The 26,336-nt window shown below is 60.5% G+C and carries 28 protein-coding genes; 14 read left to right on the top strand and 14 right to left on the bottom strand.

The genetic code is table 11. The features are described from left to right. Positions 1-21: 21 nt before the first annotated feature. On the bottom strand, positions 22-2,400 hold the full coding sequence (locus tag LA321_RS03205) for a PilZ domain-containing protein (RefSeq protein WP_042071104.1): 2,379 nt from the start codon (positions 2,398-2,400) through the stop codon (positions 22-24). Positions 2,401-2,500: 100 nt separating this feature from the next. Between LA321_RS03205 and radA the strand changes: the two genes are divergently transcribed. Further along, positions 2,501-3,868: a DNA repair protein RadA gene (gene radA / locus LA321_RS03200; protein ID WP_042025830.1), complete on the top strand. Its 1,368-nt coding sequence runs from the start codon at positions 2,501-2,503 to the stop codon at positions 3,866-3,868. Between the two features lie 65 nt (positions 3,869-3,933). On the opposite strand, the gene LA321_RS03195 is transcribed toward radA, so the two are convergent. Then, positions 3,934-4,314, bottom strand: a complete 381-nt coding sequence (locus tag LA321_RS03195) for a PilZ domain-containing protein (protein WP_026458689.1) — start codon at positions 4,312-4,314, stop codon at positions 3,934-3,936. A 98-nt stretch (positions 4,315-4,412) separates the two neighbouring features. Further along, complete coding sequence (locus tag LA321_RS03190) at positions 4,413-4,895, bottom strand: Rsd/AlgQ family anti-sigma factor (protein ID WP_042071106.1); 483 nt, start codon at positions 4,893-4,895, stop codon at positions 4,413-4,415. Between the two features lie 328 nt (positions 4,896-5,223). Between LA321_RS03190 and hupA the strand changes: the two genes are divergently transcribed. Next, positions 5,224-5,496 (top strand): nucleoid-associated protein HU-alpha, encoded by a 273-nt coding sequence (gene hupA / locus LA321_RS03185; protein WP_005340484.1) that lies wholly within the window; start codon positions 5,224-5,226, stop codon positions 5,494-5,496. A gap of 99 nt (positions 5,497-5,595) precedes the next feature. On the opposite strand, the gene LA321_RS03180 is transcribed toward hupA, so the two are convergent. Next, on the bottom strand, positions 5,596-6,447 hold the full coding sequence (locus LA321_RS03180; RefSeq protein ID WP_042071108.1) for an alanyl-tRNA editing protein: 852 nt from the start codon (positions 6,445-6,447) through the stop codon (positions 5,596-5,598). Positions 6,448-6,559: 112 nt separating this feature from the next. After that, a complete protein-coding gene (locus tag LA321_RS03175; RefSeq protein WP_042025828.1) occupies positions 6,560-7,783 on the bottom strand; it encodes an Nramp family divalent metal transporter in 1,224 nt (407 codons plus the stop codon). Positions 7,784-8,020: 237 nt separating this feature from the next. Here LA321_RS03175 and rpsF point away from each other — a divergent pair, with 237 nt between their 5' ends. From rpsF to LA321_RS03155, 4 genes are all read left to right on the top strand, one after another. Beyond that, positions 8,021-8,407: a 30S ribosomal protein S6 gene (gene rpsF / locus LA321_RS03170; RefSeq protein WP_042071110.1), complete on the top strand. Its 387-nt coding sequence runs from the start codon at positions 8,021-8,023 to the stop codon at positions 8,405-8,407. A gap of 30 nt (positions 8,408-8,437) precedes the next feature. Beyond that, entirely contained in the window at positions 8,438-8,668 is a 231-nt protein-coding gene (rpsR, locus tag LA321_RS03165) for a 30S ribosomal protein S18 (protein ID WP_005308890.1), read from the top strand. A gap of 52 nt (positions 8,669-8,720) precedes the next feature. Further along, positions 8,721-9,167, top strand: a complete 447-nt coding sequence (gene rplI, locus LA321_RS03160) for a 50S ribosomal protein L9 (protein WP_026456575.1) — start codon at positions 8,721-8,723, stop codon at positions 9,165-9,167. A 100-nt stretch (positions 9,168-9,267) separates the two neighbouring features. Next, complete coding sequence (locus LA321_RS03155) at positions 9,268-10,011, top strand: ferredoxin--NADP reductase (RefSeq protein ID WP_042025827.1); 744 nt, start codon at positions 9,268-9,270, stop codon at positions 10,009-10,011. A 53-nt stretch (positions 10,012-10,064) separates the two neighbouring features. Here the strand turns inward: LA321_RS03155 and LA321_RS03150 are convergent, their stop codons facing one another. Together LA321_RS03150 and LA321_RS03145 are read right to left on the bottom strand one after the other, a co-directional pair. Further along, on the bottom strand, positions 10,065-10,385 hold the full coding sequence (locus tag LA321_RS03150) for a hypothetical protein (protein ID WP_082037480.1): 321 nt from the start codon (positions 10,383-10,385) through the stop codon (positions 10,065-10,067). Between the two features lie 33 nt (positions 10,386-10,418). Further along, entirely contained in the window at positions 10,419-10,715 is a 297-nt protein-coding gene (locus tag LA321_RS03145) for a hypothetical protein (protein ID WP_082037476.1), read from the bottom strand. Between the two features lie 257 nt (positions 10,716-10,972). On the opposite strand from LA321_RS03145, the gene LA321_RS03140 reads away from it, so the two are divergent. After that, positions 10,973-11,977 (top strand): hypothetical protein, encoded by a 1,005-nt coding sequence (locus tag LA321_RS03140; protein WP_042025826.1) that lies wholly within the window; start codon positions 10,973-10,975, stop codon positions 11,975-11,977. Positions 11,978-11,984: 7 nt separating this feature from the next. Here LA321_RS03140 and fos read toward each other — a convergent pair whose 3' ends face one another. Beyond that, on the bottom strand, positions 11,985-12,386 hold the full coding sequence (gene fos / locus LA321_RS03135) for a fosfomycin resistance glutathione transferase (protein WP_042025825.1): 402 nt from the start codon (positions 12,384-12,386) through the stop codon (positions 11,985-11,987). A 32-nt stretch (positions 12,387-12,418) separates the two neighbouring features. Further along, positions 12,419-12,586: a hypothetical protein gene (locus LA321_RS03130; protein WP_167335326.1), complete on the bottom strand. Its 168-nt coding sequence runs from the start codon at positions 12,584-12,586 to the stop codon at positions 12,419-12,421. A 56-nt stretch (positions 12,587-12,642) separates the two neighbouring features. Here LA321_RS03130 and LA321_RS03125 point away from each other — a divergent pair, with 56 nt between their 5' ends. Genes LA321_RS03125 through gshA form a run of 4 tightly spaced genes read left to right on the top strand, consistent with a single transcriptional unit; the run spans position 12,643 to position 18,551 of the window. Further along, the gene (locus LA321_RS03125) at positions 12,643-13,620 is read left to right on the top strand and encodes an NADP-dependent oxidoreductase (protein WP_042071112.1); all 978 of its coding nucleotides are present in this window, start codon (positions 12,643-12,645) and stop codon (positions 13,618-13,620) included. Next, on the top strand, positions 13,617-14,054 hold the full coding sequence (locus LA321_RS03120) for a YqaA family protein (protein ID WP_042025822.1): 438 nt from the start codon (positions 13,617-13,619) through the stop codon (positions 14,052-14,054). Before LA321_RS03125 ends, LA321_RS03120 begins: the two co-directional genes overlap by 4 nt. Before the next feature lie 25 nt (positions 14,055-14,079). Continuing rightward, complete coding sequence (locus LA321_RS03115) at positions 14,080-16,893, top strand: M16 family metallopeptidase (RefSeq protein WP_042071114.1); 2,814 nt, start codon at positions 14,080-14,082, stop codon at positions 16,891-16,893. A 59-nt stretch (positions 16,894-16,952) separates the two neighbouring features. Continuing rightward, positions 16,953-18,551 carry a glutamate--cysteine ligase gene (gshA, locus tag LA321_RS03110; RefSeq protein WP_042071115.1) on the top strand — a complete coding sequence of 533 codons (1,599 nt, stop codon included), beginning with the start codon at positions 16,953-16,955 and terminating at the stop codon, positions 18,549-18,551. Positions 18,552-18,597: 46 nt separating this feature from the next. Here gshA and LA321_RS03105 read toward each other — a convergent pair whose 3' ends face one another. Beyond that, entirely contained in the window at positions 18,598-19,320 is a 723-nt protein-coding gene (locus LA321_RS03105; protein ID WP_042071117.1) for a lipopolysaccharide kinase InaA family protein, read from the bottom strand. Between the two features lie 154 nt (positions 19,321-19,474). Next, positions 19,475-21,265 carry an AMP-dependent synthetase/ligase gene (locus tag LA321_RS03100; RefSeq protein WP_026456905.1) on the bottom strand — a complete coding sequence of 597 codons (1,791 nt, stop codon included), beginning with the start codon at positions 21,263-21,265 and terminating at the stop codon, positions 19,475-19,477. Between the two features lie 186 nt (positions 21,266-21,451). Between LA321_RS03100 and LA321_RS03095 the strand changes: the two genes are divergently transcribed. Further along, positions 21,452-21,994, top strand: coding sequence for a thioredoxin family protein (locus LA321_RS03095; protein ID WP_042071119.1), 543 nt, complete (start codon positions 21,452-21,454; stop codon positions 21,992-21,994). 29 nt (positions 21,995-22,023) lie between these two features. On the opposite strand, the gene rimI is transcribed toward LA321_RS03095, so the two are convergent. The 3 genes from rimI to LA321_RS03080 form a co-directional block, all read right to left on the bottom strand. Then, a complete protein-coding gene (gene rimI / locus LA321_RS03090) occupies positions 22,024-22,473 on the bottom strand; it encodes a ribosomal protein S18-alanine N-acetyltransferase (protein ID WP_042071122.1) in 450 nt (149 codons plus the stop codon). Between the two features lie 130 nt (positions 22,474-22,603). Beyond that, complete coding sequence (locus LA321_RS03085; RefSeq protein ID WP_042071124.1) at positions 22,604-23,008, bottom strand: DNA polymerase III subunit psi; 405 nt, start codon at positions 23,006-23,008, stop codon at positions 22,604-22,606. A gap of 8 nt (positions 23,009-23,016) precedes the next feature. Continuing rightward, on the bottom strand, positions 23,017-23,169 hold the full coding sequence (locus LA321_RS03080; protein WP_156141013.1) for a hypothetical protein: 153 nt from the start codon (positions 23,167-23,169) through the stop codon (positions 23,017-23,019). A gap of 78 nt (positions 23,170-23,247) precedes the next feature. Between LA321_RS03080 and LA321_RS03075 the strand changes: the two genes are divergently transcribed. Together LA321_RS03075 and viaA are read left to right on the top strand one after the other, a co-directional pair. Beyond that, positions 23,248-24,867: an ATPase RavA domain-containing protein gene (locus LA321_RS03075; protein ID WP_042071128.1), complete on the top strand. Its 1,620-nt coding sequence runs from the start codon at positions 23,248-23,250 to the stop codon at positions 24,865-24,867. A gap of 9 nt (positions 24,868-24,876) precedes the next feature. Beyond that, the gene (gene viaA, locus LA321_RS03070; protein WP_042071130.1) at positions 24,877-26,331 is read left to right on the top strand and encodes an ATPase RavA stimulator ViaA; all 1,455 of its coding nucleotides are present in this window, start codon (positions 24,877-24,879) and stop codon (positions 26,329-26,331) included. Positions 26,332-26,336: the final 5 nt, after the last annotated feature.

Genomic DNA, 26,336 nt, shown 5'->3' with positions numbered 1-26,336 from the left:
CTGGCTCGCCTGTATGAGCGTTTAGTGGCTGGGGGACGCAATGCCAAGGCGGAACAGCGTGGCCCGGGTGGTATCGGTCAGCTCGCCAACGCCGACCACGCTCCACAACTCCTCTTCCAGCTTGCGCGCCTTGTGGATGGCGAACTTGGCGATGTAGTCGAGCTCGTTGGCGATGAAGTTGGTATCGGGGCGTCCGGTACGGGAGATACCGACCAGTACCGAATAGAACTCCCCTCTCTTTAGCGCCAGCTCGATGAAGGCGCGCTTCTCCTGCGCGCTGGCAAAACTGCTGGCCAGCCGGCTGTCAAACACCGGGAGGCCGGTATTGGTCTGCTCGCAGGCGATGTAGACCTCATCTTCCTTCGGTTTGTCTTCCCGCTCTATGGCCCGCAGCGGGTTCATCAGCAACTCCTTGAGCAGCCCCCCCTGAAACAGAGGATAGAGGTTGTCCTGGTCCGGCAATTCAGCACAGGCCTCAAGCAGCTGGTGAAGGCTGCGTGGTTGCAGCGATTTGCCGATTGATGCCGGTTTGGGGGCGCCTTTCAGCTTGTTGATATAGACCGGCGAGTTGAACAGGTGATGGGTATAGATGTTGCGAAGCGCCCGTGCCAGCCCCCGGTAACGCCGCTGCTCCTGCGCTGCCTTGAGCTTGTTCTGGTTGCTCTCTATCAGCAGGCTGAAGAACTGGCGGCCGGTGTGGCGATCCGAGTCACCTTCGATACACAGATGCAGCACGGTGCGGGTCGTGTTGAGGCTGACCAGACGGTAGGAGAGACGCTGCAGATCCATGCTCTTGGAGAGCTCCTGCAGACGGGGCAGCGCTATGGTCACCACATCATTCTTTTCGCCGTCGAAGGCCTCTTCCAGCTCTATCTGCAGGCCGTGGGTCGAGATGTCCCGGGTCCAGCCCAGCCAGGATTTGCCCTTGTGATGGATGGCAACCGCCGTCTTGTGGATGTAGCGCAACTCTTTGCGAAGCTGGACATAGTGCAGGGTTTCGATTTCGAACGGGGCCGCTTTCTGGTCGTGAGCATAGCAGTGCAGCTCGTTGGCATTCTCGTTGAGTGTCTCCTGCGGGCGGAACTCGTCGCGCTGGGACTCCTGGGTAATGTCCTGCAGCAGGCCGACGTAGCCAATCTGTTTGAGCCGCTCGGTCAGCAATATGTCCTGTAGTTGCGGGTTGTCCTGCCCCTGCAGTTGACCGATATCCGCCTCAACCAGATCGCATGCCTCCAGGGTGAACTTGTAGACCCTCCAGCTGGGCCGCCGTGAGCCCACCTGGAAGAACAGGGATTTCAGGCCGCTTTGCTGCAGCACCTCGTTGCTCGCCGAGAAGAAGTAGATATGGCTGCGTACCGTATGGGTGAAGGCGTAGATCAGGGTTTCGCTGGTGGAGCCCGACGGGGGACAGAGCTGCTTCATCCGTTCGGCGTAGAACAGACTCGCCAAGGTGTCGCGGTTTTTCTCGTCTCGCCAGTACTCCAGCAGGTGCTGGTTGTTCTCGGTACGCAGGGCGATTTCCAGAGACGGGCTGTCTCCCTTGCCGAAAAACAGCGGCATGCCGGTCATGCGTGGCAGGTAGAACTGCTCATACCCCTTGATGATGGCGGCGGAGAGCAGATAGTCGACACTGACCCGGTACCGTGCCTTGTTGGCTTCGATGAACTCCTCAAGGAAGGTATCGAAGGCGGAGTGTTCACCGGTGCGCACCAGACGCAGCCAGTACTTCCCCTCCTTGCTCTCCTCGCCGAGGATCTGGTAGCTGACGGGCTGGTGCAGGACGGGGTTGGGATTGTCCCGTTCCAGTCCGGTGAAGAAAACCTCCACCTGGGCTCCGGTCAGGTAGTTGGGCAGATAGGGGACGGAGACGCGCATGCCCCCCAGCGACAGATCCGAACTCTTGGCAAACAGCTTTTCACCATCCTGAAACTTGATCAGCAGGGGGGAGCTGAAGTGCATCCGCTCCTGACGACGGCCGTAATAACTGGCAAAGGAGATGGTGTTGACATCGTATTGCCGGAAAGGGCTTGCGGGAGGGGTGAGCTGGCTGTCTGAGCGGGCATGGTGTTGCCGCAGCCACTGCTGCATGGCTTCATAGACACCCAGGGTATAGATGTCGCGATAGAGATAGCACTGGGACTGGAACAAGCCTGCCGCCTCGGCGGGCATGAAGTGGGTGATCCCCTCAAACTCGTGCACTTGGCACTCGTCCTCCAGCTCGTCGCGCATGTCGATGATCCTGCGGCAGGGGGAGCATTTGCGTTTGAGCTCCATTTTGATCAGAAAACGGCTGTTGCTGTTTTCCTCCTGGGTCAGGCGGTTGAAGATCTCTTCGAAATCCTTCTCCCGCAGCAAGGGGATGAGTTGTTCAATCAGATGTTGCTGATGCGCTGAATCCATGTGTTCCTGCCACGGAAATCCATTTTTCCGATTCTGGGTTTGATCTGTGGGTCGCAAACAAGTATATCAAGCAGGAATTCATCCTGTCCCCGAGTTATCAATGGCTAAAAATAAAACTGCTTATGTATGTTCCGAATGTGGTGCCGACTTCACACGCTGGCAAGGCCAATGCAGCGAGTGCAAGGAGTGGAATACCATCACCGAGGTGCGCCTCGGCTCGATGACTCCCGCTGGCAAGAGCGCCCGTTACACCGGCTATGCCGGTGCCATCGGCAGCCAGGTTCAGACATTGGCAGAGATAGCCACCACTGAAATCCCCCGTTTTACCTCAGGTTTCAAGGAGCTGGACCGCGTGCTCGGTGGCGGTGTGGTGCCGGGATCGGCCATTTTGATAGGCGGCAATCCGGGGGCGGGCAAGTCCACCCTGCTGCTGCAAACCATGTGCGGCCTGGCGGAGCGCATGAAGACCCTGTATGTCACCGGGGAGGAGTCTCTGCAGCAAGTGGCCATGCGTGCCAACCGCCTGGGGCTTCCCACCGACAAGCTGCGCATGCTCTCGGAAACCAGCGTCGAGCAAATTTGCCTGATCGCCCAGCAGGAACAGCCCCAGATCATGGTCATCGACTCCATCCAGGTGATGCATGTGGCAGATGTCCAGTCGGCGCCGGGTTCTGTCTCCCAAGTGCGGGAAGCAGCCGCCCTGTTGACCCGCTATGCCAAGCAAAACCACGTGGCCATCTTCATGGTGGGCCATGTCACCAAGGATGGCACCCTGGCGGGCCCCAAGGTGCTGGAACATTGTATCGATTGTTCCGTGCTGCTGGACGGGGGGCACGACTCCCGTTTTCGCACCCTGCGCTCCCACAAGAATCGCTTCGGGGCGGTCAATGAGCTCGGCGTGTTTGCCATGACCGGACAGGGGATGCGGGAAGTCAGCAACCCTTCCGCCATTTTCCTTAGCCGCGGTGAAGAACAGGCCCCAGGTTCCATCGTCATGGTGATCTGGGAGGGCACCCGTCCCCTGCTGGTGGAACTGCAAGCGCTGGTGGATTATTCCCAGCTCTCCAACCCGCGCCGGGTGGCGGTGGGGATGGATCACAACCGTCTCGCACTGCTGCTGGCGGTGCTGCATCGCCACGGTGGCTTGCAGATGGCGGATCAGGATGTGTTCATCAACGTAGTGGGGGGCGTCAAGGTCGAAGAGACCAGTGCGGATCTGGCCCTGCTGCTGGCCATGGTTTCCAGTTTCCGCGATCAGGCGCTGCCCAAGGATCTGGTGGTTTTCGGGGAGGTGGGGCTATCCGGCGAAATCCGTCCGGTACCGTCCGGCCAGGAGCGATTGCAGGAGGCAGCCAAACATGGCTTTCGCCGCGCCATCGTGCCCCACGCCAATGCCCCCAAACATCCCATCGAGGGGATGGAAGTGGTGCCGGTGAAGAAGCTGGCCGATGCGCTGGAAGCCTTGTAACCATATTGAATCACAATAAAAAAGAGCGCTTTGGCGCTCTTTTTTATTGTCGGAACGGCCTGTCATCAAGGCTGGTTGTGCTCAAGGTGCTCGCTTAGCAGTTGCTCCAGTTCCCGGTGGAGCAGTTCTTCATCACCCACGTTGAGTTCAATCATCCGTTTGAGGTGGGTGGCGCTGTCGATATCGATGTGATGGCAGTAGAAACCCAGCTTCTTGCTGGCAGTATGGGTCAATTCGACCTGCATCTTTATCTCGATGTCGCTGCCACTCAGAACAAAACTTATCTGGTATTCCTTGTTGTCATGCTCTTCCCAGTCATCGGGCCTTATCAGCAGAGCACCCTGCAAGGAGACGTCGACCAGCTGAGTCTGCCACTTCTCTTCCCCTTGAGTTAGTTCAGCCGTGGTCAAATAGAGGATCCGTGCAAAACGGCGGCGCTCAGACATGCTCATCTCCTGTATGCAATTGCTGTAGACGCTGGGTCACTGTTCTGAGTGTAATCGACCTTGACCGCCAGTATCTTGAACTTGCTCCAAAAATGGGCTCAGGCCTGCTGGGCACTCAAAGATTCCACTATATGCAGCGCCTTGACCAGGCGATCCTCCTGCTTGAAGCGCTCCTCAAGCACCGGGCCCAACTGATTGAGGTCTTCATCCAGCAGCAGCAACTGCGCTTCGTCGGCTTCACTGTACTTATCGTTGAACTCGAGAGCGAACTCGGTGCTGGTGCGGATGTGGGGGTAGATGCGCTTGGCCAGCTCCAGGGTCTCTCCGCTGGCCTGTTCGAAGGCGGTGACAACGTGGTGATAAATCTCGAAATGACCTGCACTGACGTAATCGACCAACTTGTCACAGAAGTGCTGCAGTTCTTCTGGTTTGGGCAGGCTGCGTTGCTTGGCGCGCGCCGGGGTGAGGCCGGCCAGCCTCATGTATTCGACCAGCAAGGCTTGCCTTTCATCCAGCCAGTCGTCGATTGCCTTATGTTTGCCTGCCAGCGCCTGTTTGGTCTGTTCCAGTTTCGTCAACATAATCCCTCCATGGGACAAGGCCGGGCGATTGATGGGACTCCCAAGCCGTTTGAGCCGTGACCTCACCTATAACTATGGAAAATATGTCCGACCGTCAATAGGCTTGCCCGGATATTGTGCATTGGTGAAGAATCAGACGACCCGTGTTGGCAGGGCTAGCAGGTTTCGGGCCTGTCCGCGCTTTTTGGCATGTGTAATGTGACTATTTCCGCAGATCTTGATGAAAACCCCAGCGTTTAACGTCTCCTGGTCGATAAAGCCTTTGCCTGGGCGTTTTTTTTTGCATAGAGTGACCCAGCGCTAAATGCCCGATCATAAAGGAAATGTTATGAACAAAGCTCAACTTGTCGATGCAATTGCCGCCAAAGCAGATCTGAGCAAGGCTCAGGCCAAAGTGGCTCTGGAAGAGATCATCAATGGTATTACCCAGAGCCTGAAAGAAGGTGACGCTGTGCAACTGGTTGGTTTTGGCACCTTCAAGGTCACCCACCGTGCTGGCCGTACCGGTCGCAACCCGCAAACTGGTAAAGAGATCCAGATTGCTGCTGCCAACGTGCCTTCATTTGTGGCTGGCAAGGCTCTGAAAGACGCTGTCAAGTAAGTCCGAAAGTCCAATTCTGTCCAATGCCAGTCAGCAAGCTGACTGGCATTGTTTTTATCTGGCCCGTGAAATAGCGTCTTCTAGCCGGATCGGCTCACTTTATGGGGGACAGACCCGGCTGATCATGGTGAACCCCTCGTCTGAAGGTGCCAGCTGCACGGTAACCTCCCCGAGTTCGGCCAGAGCGGCGACATGGGTTCCCCCGCAAGGGATGGTGACCTCTTGCCTATCCAGTGTGCAGTGCCAGTAGCGCGAATCGATGATCGCCTCGCCAGCCCGGCTGCGGCGGATTCTGCCACCAACGGCCAACCACTTGCCCAGTTGCTGGTTGATACTGGCTTCAATATGGGCGAGGTCAGTCAACAAAGTCTCGCCGTTGACTCCCTTCTTGCGCAGGCTCTTGCCGATGCGATATTGATCGTGGCAGCCCATGGGCTCGACCCGTGACGCCTGCATGGCGAGGCGGTCGAAATCGGGCTGATCCAGAGCGTCCCGCTCACTCACCTCTTTTCGCCAGTACGGGATAAGTGCCCGGTTGAGGGCCAGTGCCGCCAGATGACAGCCGCTGTGGCCCAGACTCAGGGCATAGCGGGCATCGCCATCCACCCGCAGTTCGACCAGGGTACCAGCAGCCAGGGTGTGGCAACCCGCCAGCGGATGTACTACCACGAAGGCCCACCCCTCGGTGCCCCGTTTGACCGGGATGTCCTGATCCACGAACAACTTACCCTCCGGGCTGATGGCGCCCATGCGACACGGGCCCACAGCAGCTTCGCCGCCCTCCCAATGGGCTGTGCCCACATCACCCGGTTGATCGGGCCAGAGATGGCTCTGGGGGTGAAATGGAGTGAGATCGGTGACCAACAGGCTGGTCTCGCCATTTTGGCAATAGAGTACTTTGGCCTGCTCACAGAGATGGTCCAGCATGAAGCTGGTTCGGGTATGTTCCATGGAAAGGCTCCCGTTGTGAAATGAATAGGGGGGAAGGTGGCAGCATACGCCAAAGCGAGCAGGGGCTCATTAACCGCAGTTAATGAGCCCCTGTGTGTTTCCATGGTGAGCGCTAGATCATGGCGACCAGCAGATAGGCATTGAGCCCTATCACCAGAGCCACAATGAGGCGCCCGAGCGCCTGGGTGACGGGGTGGTTGCGATGCTCGCCCATCAGTGCCCGATCGCCGGTCAGCATCAACAGCGGGATCAGGGCCAGTGCGATACCGAAGCTCAGGATCACCTGGCTCAGTACCAGGATCTCGGTGGTGTTGAGCCCCATGGCGATCACCACGAAGGCGGGGGCCATGGTGATGGCGCGTCGCAGCCAGAGCGGGATGGTAAAGCGTACGAAGCCCTGCATCACCACCTGGCCTGCCAGGGTTCCGACCACGGTGGAGGAGATGCCGGACGCCACCAGTGACAGACCAAACAGGGTCGCAGCAGCTTGTCCCAATAGTGGCGTCAGGGTCTGGTAAGCGGATTCAAGCTCCGCGACCTGTTGGTGGCCAGAGCTGTGGAATGCGGCGGCCGCCATCGCCATCATCGCCAGATTGACGAAGCCGGCGATGGTCATGGCAATGGCCACATCGACCCGGGTGGTGTGCAGCCGCTGGGTGACCGAGCCCCGATCCTGGGTGTGCTGGGTCAACGCCGAGTGCAAATAGATGACGTGGGGCATGACGGTCGCCCCCAGTACGCCGGCTGCCAGATAGACGGCGTCACCGTTGGGCAGCCCGGGGAAGAGAGCGCCTTCCAGCAGGCTCGGCAGATGGGGACGGGAGAACACCAGCTCGACGATGTAAGCGGCCGCCACGAACAGCAGCAGACCGCCGACCACGAATTCCAGCGGCTTCTGGCCGCGAGATTGCAGCATCAGGATGCCCCAGGTGAGCACGGCTGTGATGCAGGCGCCTTCCAGCAGGGTGACCCCGAGCAGCAGCTTGAAGCCGACCGCTGCGCCGATGAATTCGGCCAGATCGGTGGCCATGGCGATAATCTCAGCCTGCACCCAGTAAGCCCAGACTGCCGGCTTGGGCAGCTTGTCGCGAATGTGTTCCGCCAGATTCTTGCCGGTGACGATGCCGAGCTTGGCCGACAGGGTCTGCACCACCATGGCCATCAGATTGGCCCACACTACCACCCACAGCAGTTGATAGCCGAAGGTGGATCCCGCCTGGATATTGGTGGCGAAGTTGCCGGGATCTATGTAGCCGATGGCGGCGATAAAGGCCGGCCCGAGCAGGGTCAGCTTGAATTTGCTGGCCGGAATGGCCGTGGTCAGTGCGGGTTGCATGGCATCACCCTCCATAAGGATATGGAGAAAGAATAGATCTAAATGATAACCATTATCAATTGATGTTTTGTATCATACCAATAGGGAAAAACATTTGAGGCGGTGAGTTGCAGTGACGGGCGCGATTTCGTACAATATGCCGCCCTAGAAAAGCAGCGACTAAACACCTTTATGTTCCTTGCCTCCGAGGTCTGGCTGCACCTGGGCGGAGGCTGAATTAATCCGTAAGGAGCTAAAATGCGTCATTACGAAATCGTCTTCATGGTTCATCCGGACCAGAGCGAGCAAGTACCCGGCATGATCGAGCGTTACACCGGCGCCATCACCACCTCCGGTGGTACCATTCATCGCCTGGAAGATTGGGGCCGTCGTCAGCTGGCTTACCCGATCGACAAACTGCACAAAGCCCACTACGTTCTGATGAACGTAGAAGCAGAGCAAGCCGTTATCGATGAGCTGGAAACCAGCTTCCGCTTCAACGATGCCGTTATCCGCAACATGATCATGCGCACCAAGCACGCCGTGACCGAAGTTTCTCCGATGGCCAAGGCCAAAGAAGAGCGCTTCTCCCGTCGTGACGACGAGCGCCGCGAAGACGCTACTGAAGCTGCTTCCGAAGAGTAATTCTGGATCACTGACTAGAGGATAAAGGCCATGGCACGTTATTTCCGTCGTCGTAAGTTCTGCCGCTTCACCGCCGAGAACGTTACCGAGATCGACTACAAAGATATCGTTACTCTGAAAAACTACATCACTGAATCTGGCAAGATCGTACCGAGCCGTATCACCGGTACCCGCGCCAAGTATCAGCGTCAGCTGGCACGCGCCATCAAGCGTGCTCGTTACCTGGCTCTGCTGCCGTACACCGATCTGCACAACAAGTAAGAATCGGTCCGGCGCTTAAGCCTAACTCAACGAAATTTATAGAGGAAAGGTAATGCAAGTTATCCTGCTCGACAAAATCGCCAAACTGGGCGGTCTGGGTGACCAAGTTTCCGTGAAAGCTGGTTATGCCCGTAACTATCTGATCCCGCAAGGCAAAGCTGTTATGGCCACCAAGGCCAACATCGAAGCCTTCGGTGCTCGTCGCGCTGAGCTGGAAGCCAAACTGGCTGCCAACAAAGCTGCTGCCGAAGAGCGCGCTGCCAAGCTGGGTGAACTGGCTGCCGTTGTTATCGCTTCCAAAGCTGGTGACGAAGGTAAACTGTTCGGTTCCATCGGTACCCGTGACGTGGCTGAAGCCATCACTGCTGCCGGCGTAGCCGTTGCCAAGAGCGAAGTCCGCATGGGCAACGTTCTGCGCAACACTGGCGAGTACGAAGTTGCCGTTCAGCTGCACGCTGACGTTAAAGCAACCGTACAGCTTCAGGTTGTTGCCCTGTAATAGCGATTCGCTGTTGCAGAAAAACCCGCGCAAATGCGCGGGTTTTTTATTTTGGGGCCCGGGGGTAGAGTGAAGATCTGTTCCTCTGGAGGAGATCCTTATGGCAGCCTGGGTTGAAGGGCGCGTCATTGAACGCATCGAATGGACACCCACCCTGTTTTCCCTGCGCGTGGCGGCAGAGCTTGCCCCCTACGAGGCAGGGCAATTCACCAAGCTGGCCCTCGAGCAGGGCGAGAGGCGCATCCAGCGAGCCTACTCCTTCGTCAATCCCCCTTCCTCGCCTTATCATGAATTCTATTTTGTCGAGATCCCGAGCGGAGAGTTGACCCCCTCTCTGGGCTCCTTGCAGGTAGGCGATAATTTGCTAGTGCAGTCTCAGGCCACCGGTTTCCTGACTCTGGATGAAGTGCCTGCTGGCCGCGATCTCTGGTTGCTCTCCACCGGGACCGCCATCGGACCCTTTCTCTCCATGCTGGCGGATGGGGAAGCATTCTCCCGTTTCGAGAGTCTGGTGTTGGTGCACGGGGTGAGGAAAGGGGAAGAGCTGAGCTATCAGCCGCTTATCGCCAGTTTTGGCGAGCGTTACGGGGCGCGTTTTCGTTATGTGCCTTTCGTCAGCCGGGAAGAGTGGTCGGGGGCGATGGCCGGGCGGATCCCTACCGCCATTAGTGATGGTCAGCTGCAAGCACGGGTTGGTCTCGATTTTTCACCCGAGTTCAGTCAGGTGCTGATCTGCGGGAATCCCGCGATGGTGAAGGAGACCCAACAGACCCTGCTGGGATTGGGGCTTGCCAAGAACCTGCGGCGCGCGCCAGGCAACATCAGTGCGGAAAACTACTGGTAGGCAACATGAAAACAGGGGCCTTGGGCCCCTGTTTCATAGATGCGATACACAGGTCAGTGCTTCTTGTTGCCTTTGTCTTTGAACTTGTCGTGCCCCTGACCCGGGTTGTTGCCGCTGTGAATGCTGCGGTTGTAGTGATCCCGGTACTTGCCATCCATCTTGTCGCAGTTGAGCTTGATGCGGCTGTCGCCGATGCCGAGATCCAGGCAGTTGTTCTGCCACCAGTCGTACTCCTTGTCATCCCAGTCGACGTTCAGCTTCACATTGTCGGTGGAAATCCGGATGCCATCGCCGTCCTTGGAGTGGGGAGGGGCGGCAAAGGCGACCCCATTAGCCAGCAGCAGGGAGAGCAGCAGGGCACCTTTGTTGAACATGGTTTTATGAGTCATAACGAGAATTCTCCGTTGTTACTGGCCGTTGCCCGAGGTGGTTGGCATCTGGTTGGTGCTGGGTGGATGATTGCGGTGCTCTTCATCATCGAGATCGATTCTGACTCTCCGGCATTCGGAAGGGGCTGTATCGCCCACCCCCAGATCGAGGCAATCGGCTTGTGACCAGCCAAACTGCTGGTCATCCCAGTCCAGATTGAAGGTTAGCTCATCGACGGAGAACGCTGAACCACCCCCGTCCTCGTACTGTGATACGGCCTGTGCTGCACCGGTAACGAGAAAAAGGGACAGTAACAAGGTAGTCGTTCTGTTCATGATGGCCTCGGTTAATTGTCATTGCGGGTCAGTCTATTCCAGCCGGGCTGAACCCGGGCGGAACCGCACCCAATCTCATCATACTATTCAGTGTGGTAAGAAAGTGTACCGACTTTTTGCTGTCGATTTGTCCGTTTTGGTCGCACTCTGGGCAGCTGATCACTGATCTCGTGCAATTCGCATGATTGCCCTTCTCTCGGCGAGTCCGCTGACTATAATCGGCAGCCACCTTTTCTCCACAGCACCACCTCTTCATCATGACAACACAGCCTTCTTCCGCCCAACGCTACCCCAAGGGATGGTTCGCACTGACCACGGTATACAGTTTTACCGGGCTGGCCATTCTGGCTTCCATCGTCTTCTCCCTGCTGCTGTTTCTCTCCATTGATGACAACCCGCTGATGAAGTGGCTGTTTGGCGGCCTGGCGATCATCTTCGAACTGGGCAAGTTCTATGTCTGGTATGAGTATGGTGAGCGCAAGGCGCGCCGGGATCTCGGCGGTGCCCTCTGGTCGCTGCTGTTCTACAGCGTATTGGCGGCCATCTCCATCGGTGGCAGTATCGGCGGCATCAACAGTGCCACCAACACCATCCTCAACCAGCAGGCTCACCATGAACGGGTTATCGCCCGTTTTGACGAGCAGATCGCCAGCATAGAGCGGCAAATCAAGCTCAACGAGGAGGCGGCCCGCAAATATATCGAGCTGGCACGCATCTCCAGCGGCGTGACCGCCCTGCAGCGTGACAATACTCGCCTGCGCCTGCAACAGGACGAATTGCGCCAGCAGCGCGATGCCAAGCCAGTCAATGAGCAGTCCTCCATGCTGGGCCTGATGAGCAGCCTGGCAGATGGTATGGGGATGAGCATCAGCCAGGTGCAGTTCCTGCTAGTCTGCTTCCTCTCCATCCTGCTGGATGTATTTGGCGCTTTCTTTGTCAGTCTGATTGGCGAGGAAAACCGCTTCCGCCGCCAGTGGCAGCGCCAGCAGGATCAGGAGCGCCGGGAGGCCCAGCAGGCTGTGCAAGTGCCGGCGCCTGTCCAGCCCGAGGTGGTGGCTCAGCCCGAGCCGGCTCCGGCCGTAGTGGAGCGGGTACGTGGTGCCCTGGAGAGCGGCGAGCTCAAGTGCAGCAAGCGCTCGGTGGCCCAGGCGCTGTCATTGTCGCTGGAGGAGGTGGACAGGGTATTCCATCATCTCTTGTCACAAGGGGTGCTGGGGCAGGGGAGCAATCGCCACTATCATCTGCGTACTGAAAACAGCTGAATCCTGTTCAGTCGTACCAGACCAATCCCTCATAGGGGCTCTCCCTGAGAGAGGAAAGTCGGCTCTCAAGGTTGCCAACGTGGATTTCAAGTTGATGGCCGTCAGGGTCTTTCAAGTAGAAGGATTCACCTTCGCTGCGATTGGTTTTCCATTCATCTATGCCCGTCTGGCGCAGGCGGGCACAAAACGCCGAAAAGTGTTCAGAGGCGATGCTGAAGGCAACATGGGTGTAGTCCCTTGCCGGGTGCGGGTGGTCGCAGGAAAGGCAAAGCCACAGTTCGCCCAGTGTTAAATAGGCACCTCTTGTCCAGCGGACACGCGGTTTGAAACCCAGGATTTCGACATAGAAGGCAAGGCTCTTGTCGAGATCTCCTGTTGTCAGGGTCAGATGGTTCAGACCAGTCAGCATTATTCCTCCAGCTCCCTTGTTCGTTCTTGCCCCTAGTGCGTCAGCACCATCATCAGGGCAAGAAATGCCGCCAGCCCGCCACCCAGACCAATGATCCAGTAAAACCCCTTGGCCCCCTGCTTGAGCGGGATGCGAAAGTAGAGCAGAAACGCCCACCAGCCCAGCGCCAGCAACAGGGGAATAAGAAACATTCGAGCCATGGTGTCCTCGCTGTTATTCTGTTGACCCTTGATCAATCAACAGGATGGATTGTGCAATGACGCAACTACAGATTACCGCATTCGGTGACCCCTCGGTACTCAGGCTCAACCCTTCTCTCGACAAGGTGCCGGCAGAAGGGGAAGTGCGGGTGCGCATCTGCTTTGCGGGGGTCAACCCCATCGATGCCAAGACACGCGCCGGACTTGGCTGGGCGGCGGCCCAGAACAAGGACAAGCTGCCCTGGACGCCGGGCTATGACGTTGCCGGCGTGGTCGAGAAGGTCGGCCCTGGTGTCAGTTCGCTGGTCGAAGGGGATCGGGTGTGCGGCATGGTGGGCTTTCCGCTGCAGGCGGGGGGCTATGCAGAATCCGTGGTGGCTGGTGAAGGGGAGCTGGTCAGGCTCAATGGCGTCAGCCTCAAACAGGGGGCGGCACTACCGCTGGCAGGGCTCACCGCCTGGCAGGGATTGTTCGAGCACGGCGCTCTCAAGGCGGGGCAGCGAGTGCTGATCCTGGCCGGTGCAGGCGGTGTGGGCCACCTGGCGGTACAGTTTGCCGCCGCTTATGGCGCCGAGGTGGTGGCCACGGCCAGCGGCGACAACCACAGCTTCCTGCACGGTTTGGGTGCCAATACGCTGGTGGATTATCACGATGCCGACTGGGCCGAACAAATAGTGGCCGCGGGCGGCCAGGTCGATCTGGTGCTGGATCTGGTGGGGGGCGAGAGCGGCAAGGCGGCCCTGGCCTGCGTCAAGCCGGGCGGGCGTCTGGTGACGGTGCCGACCATCACGGCCCAGCAGATCAAGGATGCGGGGGCCGAGGCCGGAGTTGAGGTACTCGGCATGCTGGTCCATCCCGACCAGAAACAGCTGGCCCAGATGCTGCTGTTGCTGCGTCAGGGCGAGGTGAAGATCACTGTCGCCGGTGAGTTCCCCCTGGCCGAAGGGGCGCTGGCCCACAGAACCATCGAGGGCGGACACGTGCGCGGCAAGCTGGTATTGCGCATGCCCGCCGCCGACGACTACCCTGCATGAACGATCTGATGGAGATGGGGCTGGGGTGGCTCTTTTTGAGCGCCTTCACCTCGGCCACTCTGCTGCCAGGTGGCTCGGAAGTGCTGCTGGGGGCCATGGCCGCCAAGGGGCAGTGGAGCATGGCCAGCCTGCTCGGGTGGGCGACGCTCGGCAATACCCTGGGCTCCATGACCACCTGGTGGCTCGGCTGGCTCGCCACCTTCAAGAAAAAACCGGAAGATTTTCAAGGCCGTGGGGAACAAAAAGCCCTGGGTTGGCTCAAACAACATGGCCACTGGTGCCTGCTGCTGGCCTGGACGCCTGTGGTCGGTGATGGACTCTGTCTGTTGGCTGGCTGGCTGCGTCTCTCTTTCTGGCGCTCTCTCGTTCTCATCGGGCTCGGCAAGTTGCTGCGTTATACCCTGATTTTTCTGCTGGCCAGGCAGATCTTCTAGCCCTTTTGTCACTCACGAGGTAACCGTGAACAAACTCATTCCATTAAGCATGCTGCTGGGCTTCACTCTGCCGGTGCTGGCAGCGCCCACCCTGGTGTCGGAACAGGTCAAGGAGGAGGGCAAGCTCGCCATCCCCTACCAGATGTACAAGCTCGACAACGGCCTGACCGTGATCCTGGCTCCCGACAAATCCGATCCCCTGGTGCACCTCGACGTCACCTACCACGTGGGTTCGTCGCGAGAGACGGTCGGCAAGTCCGGCTTCGCCCACTTCTTCGAACACATGATGTTCCAGGGCTCGAAAAACGTCGGTGATCAGGAGCACATGCGGATCATCAACGAGGCTGGTGGCGACATGAACGGCACCACCAACCGGGATCGCACCAACTACTACGAGACAGTGCCGGCTAACCAGCTGGAGAAGGTGCTCTGGCTGGAAGCGGATCGCATGGGCTTCCTGCTCGATGCGGTGAGCCAGAAGAAGTTCGAGATCCAGCGCGCCACCGTCAAGAACGAGCGGGCCCAGCGCGTCGACAACCAGCCCTATGGTCTGGTGGGGGAGAAGGTAGGTGAGGCACTCTATCCGCGCACCCATCCCTACTCCTGGCAGCCCATCGGCTATGTGGAGGATCTCGACCGGGTCGACGTGAACGACCTCAAGCAGTTCTTCCTGCGCTGGTATGGTCCGAACAACGCCACCCTGACCCTGGGCGGCGACTTTGATACCAAGCAGGCGCTCGCCTGGATTGAGAAGTACTTCGGCCCCATCCCGCGCGGCCCCGAGGTGGCGGAGCCAACCCCCAAGCCGGTGACCCTGCCCGAGACCCGCTATGTGACGCTCGAGGACAAGGTTCACCTGCCGCTGCTCTACATCAGCTACCCGACGATTGCTCTTGGCGATCCCCAGGAGCCGGCGCTCGACATGTTCGCCGACGTGCTCGGCGGCTCTGCCAGCTCCATGCTCTACCAGTCATTGGTGAAAACCGGCAAGGCGGTCGATGCGGGGGCCTCCCACTACTGCGAAGAGCTGGCCTGTACCCTGACCGTCTACGCCTATCCCAACCCGGCGGTGGATGGCAGCCTCAAGACCCTCAAGGGGGAGGTGGACAAGGTGATCGGCGAGTTTGCCGAGCGCGGCCTCAAGTCCGACGATCTGGAGAAGGCGATCAACAAGTACCGCGCTTCTGCCATCTGGGGGCTGGACAGCGTCTCCGGCAAGGTGAGCCAGCTCGCCATGGGCCAGGTCTTCGCCCAGGATCCCAACTATGTCTTCAAGACCCTGGATGCCATCGGCAAGGTGATGCCCGAGCAAGTCAAGGCGGCCTACGACAAATTCATCGCGAACAAACCTGCGGTGGTGCTGAGCGTGGTGCCCAAGGGCAAGACGGATTGGCAGGCGGCCACCCCCAACTTCACCCCCGCCAAGCGCGAGCTGCCGGATTACAGCAAGCATGACAAGGCGCTGGCCGAGCGGCCGGTGAAAGACAGCTTCGATCGCAGCGTCCAGCCCAAGGCGGCGGATGCGGTGAGCGTCAAGGTGCCGGCTATCTGGCGCGGCAAGCTGGACAAGAACATCGAGATCATCGGCACCGAGAGCGACGAGATCCCCGCCGTCTCAATCATGATCGCCCTGCCGGGCGGCATCCGCGCCGAAGAGCAGGGGCAGCTCGGACTTGCCAATCTGACTGCCGCCATGATGGGGCAGGGGTCGGTACGCCTGACCGAAGCCCAGCTCAGCGACGAGTTGCAAAAGCTTGGCTCCAGCATCAATGTCTCCAGTGCCCAGTACAACACTCTGATCACCATCAGTTCGCTGGCGGACAAGTTGCCCCAGACCATGGCGCTGGTGCGCGAGGTGTACGAGCGCCCCGGCATGCGCGAGGCTGACTTCGAGCGGGTCAAGGCGCAGCTGCTGCAGGGGATGCAGCAGAGCGAGCAGCAGCCAGAATGGCTGGCGGGCCAGGCGTTCCGCGAACTGGTCTACGGCAAGGAGAACCGCCTCGGCCAGCCCACCGACGGTGTGATCGGCGACGTGGCCAAGCTGACCCTGGCGGACGTGAAGCGCTTCTACCAGACCTACTACAACCCGACCAATGCCAAGGTGGTAGTGGCCGGTGATGCGGGTCGCCAGCAGATCGAGGAGCAACTCGGCTTCCTGACCGAATGGAAGGGGACAGCCCCGACTCTGGGCAGTCTCAAGCTCAAGGGCGAGCAGGCCAAGCCCGGCATCTATCTGGTGGACAAGCCGGGGGCGCCCCAGTCGGTGATCCGCATCGGCCGTCGCGCCTTGCCGTTCGACACCACGGGTGATTACTTCACCGCCAACCTGATGAACTTCAACCTGGGTGGCAACTTCAACAGCCGCATCAACCTCAACCTGCGGGAAGACAAGGGCTATACCTATGGGGCCAGCTCGGGCTTCTCCGCCAACCGGGAGGTGGGCACCTTCGCCACCGGCGCCAACGTGCGGGCCGATGCAACCGTGGATGCCATCCGCCAGTTCCTCAAGGAGATGGACAACTACCGGGCGAGCGGGCCGACACCGGTCGAACTCGCCTACATGCGCAGCGCCGTCTCCCAGCAGGATGCCCTCTCCTACGAGACCCTCGGCCAGAAGGCAGGTTTCCTGTTGCAGATGATCATGTATGACCTGAAGCCGGACTATGTGCAGGCCCAGAGCAAGCTGATCAAGACGGTGTCGCCCGAGACGCTCAAGGCCAGTGCGGCCCGCTGGCTCGACCCGGCCGACATGGTGATCGTGGTGGTGGGAGACAAGCAAAAGCTTGAAAAACCCCTGAAGGAGCTTCATCTTCCCATCTATCCGCTGCAATTGCCGTAACTGGCACTTCATATCAATAGAGCCGCCCCGGACGGGGCGGCCTCACATGAGCCGAGAATATGACTACAACAAGCTTGTCGCTCACCGAGTTGCTGGGGGCGCTGGGAGCGCCGGAACGCCTGACTGCCCTCAAGGGGATCCGGCGCGGGCTCGAGCGTGAATGTTTGCGCATCACGCCGGAAGGCCGGCTTGCCCAGAGTGATCATCCGCGGGCGCTGGGGTCGGCCCTGACTCACCCCAATATCACCACCGACTACTCCGAGAGCCTGCTGGAGTTCATCACCCCGGCCACCGACTCCATCGACAGCCTGATGGAGCAGCTCGGCGATATTCATCACCATGTGATGCAGCACCTGGGTGACGAGCGGATTTGGCCTCTCTCCATGCCCTGCTTCGTGGGTGGCGAGGAGAGCATCCGGCTGGCCCAGTACGGCAGCTCCAATATCGGGCGGATGAAGACCCTCTACCGTCAGGGGCTCAAGAACCGTTACGGCAGCCTGATGCAGGTGATCGCCGGGGTCCACTTCAACTTCTCCATGCCGGACAGCTTCTGGTGTGAGTGGCAGGAGCTGGAGTGCGCCGGTTGTTGCAGCCAGCGCTTCATCTCCGACAAGTACATGGGGCTTATTCGCAACGTCTACCGTTTCGGCTGGCTGGTACCCTATCTGTTTGGGGCATCTCCGGCCATCTGCGAATCCTTCCTCAAGGGGCGCAAGAGCGCGCTGCCGTTCCAGAAGACCGGCAAGGGCACCCTCTACCTGCCCTACGCCACCGCCCTGCGCCTCTCCGATCTCGGCTATACCAACAGTGCCCAGGCCGGGCTCAAGATCAGCCACGACAGCCTGCCCGCCTATGTGAGCAGCCTGCGCCGAGCCATCAACACCCATGATCCGGACTTTGCCAAGATCGGGGTCAAGGTGGACGGCGAGTACCGCCAGCTCAACGACAACGTGCTGCAGCTGGAGAACGAGCTGTATGCCCCGATCCGTCCCAAGCGCACCCCGCGTAGCGGCGAGAAACCGTCCGACGCGCTGGAGCAGCGCGGCATCGAGTACATCGAGCTGCGCACCGTGGACGTCAACCCCTTCACCCCGCTGGGGATCGAGGCCGATCAGATCCGCTTCTTCGATCTGTTCCTGGTCTGGTGCCTGTTGCGTCCGTCTCCCGTGCTCGTCGAGGAGGAGATCGCCCGCAATCGCCGCAACCAGAACAAGGTGGTGCTGGAGGGGCGTCGCCCCGGCTTGATGCTGGAGGACGAGCAGGGCAACCCCATCGGTCTCAAGGAGTTCGGTCTCAAGCTGTTTGACGAGCTTGCCCAGGTGGCCGAGCTGCTGGATCGCTGCTGCGGCCGTCACCATTACCGCAAGACGCTGGCCGAGCACCGCGAAAAGCTGCTCGACCCCGAGCTGACCTACTCGGCCCGCATCCTCAAAGATCTGCTGGCAAGCGGCGAGGACAACGGCTGTTTTGGCGACAAGCTGGCGACCCGTTACCGGGAGCAGCTGCTGGCGGCCGAGCTGCAATACTGGGATGAGGCCTATTTCGTCGGCGAGGCGAAGGACTCCCTGATCAAGCAGCGGGAACGGGAGCGCAGCGACAGCCAGTCGTTTGACGACTTCCTGGCCGACTACTTCGGAGCCAGCACGACTGCCGCCTGATATCAGGCACACCAGAAGCCGCTCGATGAGCGGCTTTTTTTATGGGTTAAGGCTTCATGGATTCTGGTTGAGGCAGGCCAGCCAGACGGCGCAGCTGGGTCAGCAGATAATCCCGGTAGAACTGCCCGAACAGCTTGCCGGGCTCGAGGGAGGCGATCACCGTCTGGCGCAGCCGCTCCAGATTGCTGGGCAGGCGGCGCACATGGGTATCGATCCAGACGATGTTGCCGGAAGGGGAGAGCATCAGGTTGCCCAGATGAAGATCCCGGTGATAGTAGCCGTGCTTTGCCAGGTGATAGATATCCTGGGCGAGCCGGTGCAGCAGGGCCAGGCGATCGCTCTCGTCTGCCTGTTTGAAGTAGTGTTCGCCGGAGCTGTGTTCCGCCAGGTAGTGCACCGCCAGGAAGGAGGCGTGGGGGTTGAGCGGGTTGAGGGCGATACCGGCGGCCTTGCAGGGGACAACCTGGAGCCCGGCCTTGCGCAGGCGGCGATTGCTCTGCCACTCGCGCAGGGCGTCGATATGACCGATCAACCGCTTGCTGAGCTGATCCCGGCACCACCAGCCGAGGGTCCAGCGCGGGTACTTGTCTGGCACTATCTTGCACAGGCTGTTGCTGGCGGGATGGAGCCAGAACTGGCTGCTGGCGATGCGCTCCAGACGGCGGGTCTGCTCGGTCTGCAGCAGTGACCAGTGATCCAGTTCGAGCTGGTCATGGAGCAGCAGGTAATAGTGTTTCTTGCCGTGCAAGTCGAGTGTGGTCAGCGTCATGGGATTGGGCGTTGATCGGGACGATAGGTACCATCCCCGAGGGGATGATGATTATCTGTACCAGTGTGCGACCCTGTTGCTGACCGGAGCTGAATGAACAACAAAAAAGCCGCCCCGGGGAGGGGCGGCTCTTTGTTGGTGCGAAGCGGCGGGATCAGACGTGGTTGTACATTGCCTCGATCTCGTCCTGATACTTGGCCTCGATGATCTTGCGGCGCAGTTTCATGGTCGGGGTCAGCTCCCCCAGCTCCATGGAGAAGGCGCTCGGTAGCAGGGTGAACTTCTTCACCTGCTCGAACTTGGCCAGCTCTTTTTGCAGCTCGTGGATCCGCTCCTCGAAGAAGGTCACCACCTTGGAGTGGCGCAGCAGCTCGGTTTTGCACTGGTACTGCAGGTTGATGGAGCGGGCGTACTCCTCCAGTGACTCGAAGCAGGGCACGATCAGCGCCGAGACGAAGTGGCGGGCATCGGCGACGATGGCGATCTGCTCGATGAAGCGATCCTTGCCGAGGGTCCCTTCTACCAGCTGGGGGGCCACGTACTTGCCGTTGGAGGTCTTCATCAGCTCCTTCAGCCGTTCGGTGAAGTAGATGTTGCCCTCGCCGTCGAGCTCGCCGGCATCGCCGGTGCGCAGGAAGCCATCCTCGGTCATCACCTCGGCAGTGGCCTCGGGTTTGTTGTAGTAGCCGCGCATCACGGTCGGGGAGCGCACCAGCAGCTCGTTGTTCTCGCCGAGTTTCACTTCGATGCCGTTCAGGGCGGTGCCGATGGATCCCAGCTTGAATTGGCTATCCTCGTAGCAGCAGACAGTGGCGGTGGTTTCGGTCATGCCGTAGCCGTACTTGAGGTTGAGCCCCATAGCTTGGAAGAAGAGGTTCACGTCATCGGCCAGGCGGGCGCCGGCTACCGGCAGGAAGCGGGTACGACCGCCGAAGCGGGCGCGCAGCTTGCGAAATACCAGGCGTTCGGCCAGGGCCAGCTGGGCGTAGAGCCAGGGAGAAGCGGACTTGCCCTGCTGACGGGTGGCAACCATCTGCTTGCCGACCCGGGTGGCCCAGCCAAACAGGGCGCGGCGCAGGCGCGGCGCCTGGGCGACTTTGGCCTGGATCATGGCGTAAGCCTTCTCGTAGAGGCGCGGCACGGCGCACATCACGGTCGGCTTCACCTCGCCGATGACATCCATCACCTTCTGCGGGTCGCGGATGTAGACGTTTTCGGCACCGCAATAGAGCACGTAATAGGTCCAGGCTCGCTCGAACACGTGGCTGAGCGGCAGCATGCACAGGGATACATCCTGCTCGTTCAGATCGAGGCGGCTGTTGTGCATCTCGAAGCAGGCGGCGATGTTGGCAAAATCGAGCATGACCCCCTTGGGCTCGCCCGTGGTGCCCGAGGTGTAGATCAGGGTCAGCAGGTCGTCCATCCGGTACTGGCTTTCGCGCTCCCGCAGCGCCTGTTCGCTGGCCTGATGGTTGCCGGAAACCAGGAAAGTCTGGAAGTGGCTGGCCTGCGGGCAGCCACGCAGATCGACTGTGCCATCGAGGGCGACGATCTGGCGGATCTCGCCGGCTTGCAGCAGGGTCAGCGCCTGATCAAACTGGGGCTGCTCACCGACGAACAGCAGGCCGATGTTGGCATCGCGTACTATGTAGCGCAGCTGATCGAGCGTACTGGTGGGATAGATGGGCACGCTGACGCCGCGGGCGGCGAGGATGCCGAGATCGGCCTGGGTCCACTCCGGCATGTTGCGGGCATAGATGCCGACCATTTCGGTGGGCTGGTGGCCGGCGCGGATCAGCGCCTGGGCGCAGTAGTCCATGGCCTGGCCCAGGGTGCGCCAGCCGATGGCACGCCATTGACCATCCTGCTGAACCCGCAGGGCGGCCTTGTTGCCAAGCTGGGCAATGCGCTCACGCATCAGTCGAACCAGATGAAGCTTCGGCATCAATCAAACATCCTTTAATTACAGTTGTACGCCCGCGAGGGCACTAAAAATCGGGCTAGAGTTTAAACTCGACCATTACGGCTTACAAGTGTTCGCTGTTTGTTCTGGATCACAAAGAGTGCAAATAGCTCTATCTCTGCACAGGGCAGCCGATATAAAAAAAGTGTGTACAGGGGAGGTAACAATATGAATTTATGGCTTAAAGGGGGATTGGCCGCCGGGGTGCTCATGGTGGCGGGGGGCGTCGCCTGGTTCTTCTCGGGCAGTGAGGCGGATCAAGCTGCCAGCGCCTGGTATCAGGGGGATGAGGGCTATCAGAGCGCGCAGCGTCAGGCGCTGTCATCCGGCCAGCCGCTGCTCTATGTACTGGAAACCCCGAAGTGTCGCCGCTGCAAGGCGCTGGATCAGCGCTTCTGGCAGAGCGACGAGATGGTGGGCCCCCTTTCGCGACTGGTGAAGGTGAGGCTCAATCCGGGGAGCGGGGATGGCAGCGAGCAGATCCTGCGCCGCTTCCCCAGGGTGGCGACGCCGCCCGGCATCTACGTACAGCGACCGGGTGAACCCTTGAAGCCCATCAAGCTGGTGGTGGATATCAACCAGATCTGGATGCCGGGCAAGACCTGGCAGCGGGGCTTCTATATGCCGCTCTCGGCGGCAGCCTTCGAAGCCGTGCTCGAGACCACCCTGGCGCTGCAGGATCCCGCCCTGGACAATGCCCCGCTGGAGTGATGTCGGGGCAGGGCACAAAAGCCCTGATGTCAGCCGAAGTCGAACAGGCGCGACATCAGGATCGCATCTTCCCGCTCGCTGCCGGTGCCGTAGTAGTCGGCCCGGCGGCAATATTCCGCAAAGCCGGCGCTCTCGTAGAGGCCGATGGCGGCCAGATTGCTGGCGCGCACCTCAAGAAACCAGGCCTCGGCCCCCTTCGCCTTGCTGCGAGCCAGATACTCCTTCAGCAGCGCCCGGCCCAGCCCCTTGCCCTGAAAATCAGGGTGCACGCAGATGTTCATCAGCGAGCTGTCGCCGGCCACCAGATCCGAGATGTAGAAACCGACCGGACGGCCATCCACCAGCATCAGGCCGTTGAGATAACGGGGGCCAAAGCAGGAGAGCAGGTTGGCCTGACTCCAGGGCTCCTTGTGGGCGGCCTGCTCAATGGGATAGACAAGCTCGAAATCGCTCTCGAGCAGGGGACGAAACTCAGCCATGGAAACTCCGAAACTAGGGAAAAATGGCGACAAGCCGCACTGGCATCCGCCGAACCAGGTGGCGTGCCGCCTTTGTAAAATCAGGTAAAAAGAGCGGCATCACCGGGCCGGCTTGCGACAAGATGCCCTCTTATGCCGCCGTCGCGGCCAGTCGTTGACGCAGCTGTTGCCACAGCGCCCGCTTCTGCGTCCCGTTGGGCGCGAGCGGGCAGATCAGGGCGTCGGGCCAGCGGGGATCGCCCTCGGTCAACCAGAGCAGGGGCGGCTCGCCGGCGGGCATCTCCCCAAGCAGTGACACCTCCTCCGGCGTAATGCCGAGCAGCTGGCAGATATCGGCCAGCAGAGTCTGAGCGGGCAGCTGCGGGGCCAGCAGCCAGAGCTTGCCGTCTGGCATGACAGCCCCTTGGGTCTGTTCGCCGCTGGCAGGCTGCGGCTTGGTTGGTTCAGGGGCGCCACCCAGCAAGGTCGGGCGGCGCAACTGCCAGCCTTGAATGCCCATGCGGGCCAACATGCTCTGACGTACGGGATCTTGCATGGGGCGACTCACTCTTGATCTGCGTTGGGGAAAATCGTGCCGGGCAGGGTACACTCGAACGGGTTTTGCTGCACCCTTTGCAGCGTCCAGCCTTGGCCCGCGCGGTTTTTTCCTGCCAGAACGGGGTATTTTGCAGCAACCAGGGCCAGAATAAACATCATAACAAGACAAAATCCAAGGGCGAACAAACGGATATCACCCCTTGGCGCCATCATTATCTCAGCTTCGGAATTGTCTCTATGTCGCTTTCAGCTCAAGCCCACGCCGCCGTGCGGTCCATGCCCATCCATGAACGCCTGCCCCGTCTGCTGACCGCGCTCGGCGAGGGGCTCTATGAACGCCAGGATGCCCTGCGGCTAGGTCTGCTGGCTGCTCTCAGCGGCGAGAGCGTGTTTCTGCTGGGGCCCCCCGGCATCGCCAAGAGCCTGATCGCCCGCCGGCTCAAGCTGGCCTTTCACGAGGCCCGCCACTTTGAATACCTGATGACCCGCTTCAGCACGCCGGAAGAGGTGTTCGGCCCTCTCTCCATCCAGGCCCTGAAGGAGGATGGCAAGTACCTGCGCCTGACCAGCGGCTACCTGCCGGAGGCCGAGGTGGTGTTCCTCGACGAGATCTGGAAGGCGGGCCCCGCCATCCTCAACACCCTGCTCACCGCCATCAACGAGCGGCAGTTTCGCAACGGCGATGGCCAGTACCCCATCCCGATGCGGCTGCTGGTGACCGCCTCCAACGAGCTGCCGGCACCCGACAGCGGGCTGGAGGCCCTCTACGACCGTATGCTGGTGCGGATCTGGATGGACAGGGTGCAGGAGAAGGCCAACTTTCAGGCGATGCTGGCCAGCGACGGCCACGCCCACGCCCATCAGAACCTGCCGACCGCCTTGCAGATCCAGGGGGAGGAGTACCATCAGTGGCAGAGCCAGATCGAGCAGGTGCGCCTTCCGGAAGCCTGTTTCGAGCTCATCTATCAGCTGCGCCAGCAGCTCGACAGCCAGCTGGCCCATCGCTGCTACGTGTCGGATCGGCGCTGGAAGAAGGCCGTCAGGCTCATCAAGGCGAGCGCCTTCTTCAACGGCCGCGACGAGGTGGCACCCCTCGATCTGCTGCTGTTCAAGGATTGCCTGTGGCACGACGAGGAGTCCCGCACCGCCCTGCTGGAAATGATGACCGAGTTTTCCCGCCTCTACGGCTATCAGCAGCTGGCCATGACCCGTCAGTTGCTGGCCCTGCGGGACAGGTTCAAGCTGCTGAAGCAGCGGGTCGCCCAGCGTCTCTGCTGCAAGGCGCGCCAGCGCAAGCAGTGGTTTGGCCGCCGCGCGCGCGGGATCGAGATCCCCCTGGCCAACGCCAGACCCTTCGGCAAGGCGGTGCACTTCCACCTGCTCACCCCGGCGCCGCTGGATGGTGGCGATCCCGAGCGTCTGACCGAGACTCTGGTGTTCGATCGCACCCTGCTTTCCCACTGGCACCCGACCGGTGAAGCTCTGGCGGGCTATCAGTATGGCAACCCGAAAGAGGGCCATTTTGAGCTGGTGCTGGATGACGAGCTGCGGCTTCACGTGCTGGATATCCAGCGTCAGCAGATCCCGCTGGTACTGATGGAGCGCAATGCCATCCCCGAGGTGGTGCTGGAACCCTGGTTGCAGGAGCTGGACGAGTTGCAGGCCGAGGTGGCCAAGGTGGTGCAGTCGCTCAAGCAGCAGCGCAGCCTGTTTGAGCGCCATCAGCAGCACCTCTTCATCGGCCAGCGCTGGCTGCAGCAGGTGGAGGACAGCTTCTTCGTGCTGAACCGGGATCTCGAGCAACTCTCCGGCGAGCTGGCGCACTGGCGCGAGCGGTTGCCCAGGCTGGACGACTAAGGAGTTCCCATGCTGGAAATTGGCATGCTGGATCTGGGGCTCCTGATGGGGGAAGGGGAGCTGGCGGGGGAGGTGGCGCTGCTGCTGGCGGCCTCACCCAAGATCTCCGAGTTCATCAAGCGCTCGCCGCTACAGGGCAAGCTGTTGAAAAAGCGCCTGCAGAGCTGGGGCGAACAGCTTGGCGAGGAGATCCGCCACAAGCCGGTGCCGGTGGCGCTGGAGCAGGAGTACCTGCTCTATCAGGCGCATCGCCAGCTACCGATGACTGAGCTTATCGGCCGCTTGCCGACGCTGCTGGAGGCGCTCGAGCAGTACAGCCCGTTCGCCGGCGAAGCCCGCAGCCTGGTGCGCCAGCTGGTGGCTCATCCGACCGAGAGCCTGCGCCAGCTGTTTGTCGAGAAGTGGCGTGCCAGCCTGGTGGGCAGTTTGCTGCAACTGCAGCAGCAGATCGCCGAGGCGGAGCGGGAGAAGCAGCGCCAGGAGATCGAGGATCAGCTGCTGGCGAGCCGCACCCTGGCCGATGCCCTCGATCCCCACCAGATCTCGGCCGGTGGTCTGTGGGATCTGGCCCAGGGCAGCTGGCACAAGCGCAGCCTGGTGCTGGTCAAGCAGTATGCCCGCATGTTGCAGCGGGAACCCCTGCTGGCTGAGATAGCCGCCCAGCTTGGCCGCAGCGAACGGGATCGGCAGGCGCAGGAGCAGCCGGTGCCGCCGGTGCAGATGCTGGAGCTCGAACCTGCCCCTAGCGACGATGTGCCCGACGATTTGGTGGGGATCCATCAGGCCAGCGACCTGATGCGACTGCTGCCGAGCGAGGCGGTGATGCTGGGGCTGCCGGAGCTGGAGCTGGAGTTCTATCGCCGCTATCTGGAGCGGCGCCTGCTCAGCTACCAGTCACGGGGTACCCTGCCACGCCAGCGCATCATGCTGCGCACCTCGGAACAGGGTGGACACCAGTTGCAGCAGCGGGGGCCCTTCATCGTCTGCGTCGATACGTCGGGCTCCATGGGCGGTTATCCGGAGGAGTGTGCCAAGGCGCTGTTTCTGGCGCTGCTCAAGGTGGCGATGGATGAGAAGCGCGGCTGCTATCTGATGCTCTTCTCTACCGAGGTGGCGACCCTGGAGATCACCGCTGACACTGGGCTGGACAAGGCGGAGCGCTTCCTCTCCATGAGTTTTCACGGCGGTACCGATCTGGTGCCCTGTCTCGAGAAGGCGTTGCTCAAACTCGACGAGCCCGCCTTTGCCAAGGCGGATGTGCTGGTGATCTCCGACTTCATCGCCCAGAGTCTGCCCCATCCCCTGCTCGATCAGATGAATCGCTATCGCCATCGCGAGACCCGCTTTCACGCCGTCGCCATGTCCCGCCACGCCAAGCAGGCGCTGCTGCGGGTATTCGACAACAGCTGGTTGCTGGATTGCGGCCTGCGTGGCCGCCTGCTGCGCCGCTGGCAGCAGCACTGAGGGAT

Source organism: Aeromonas enteropelogenes (assembly GCF_020097295.1).
GTDB lineage: Bacteria > Pseudomonadota > Gammaproteobacteria > Enterobacterales > Aeromonadaceae > Aeromonas > Aeromonas enteropelogenes.
Note: the sequence above shows the minus strand (reverse complement) of the source record. Positions and strands in the feature narration are given on the sequence as shown.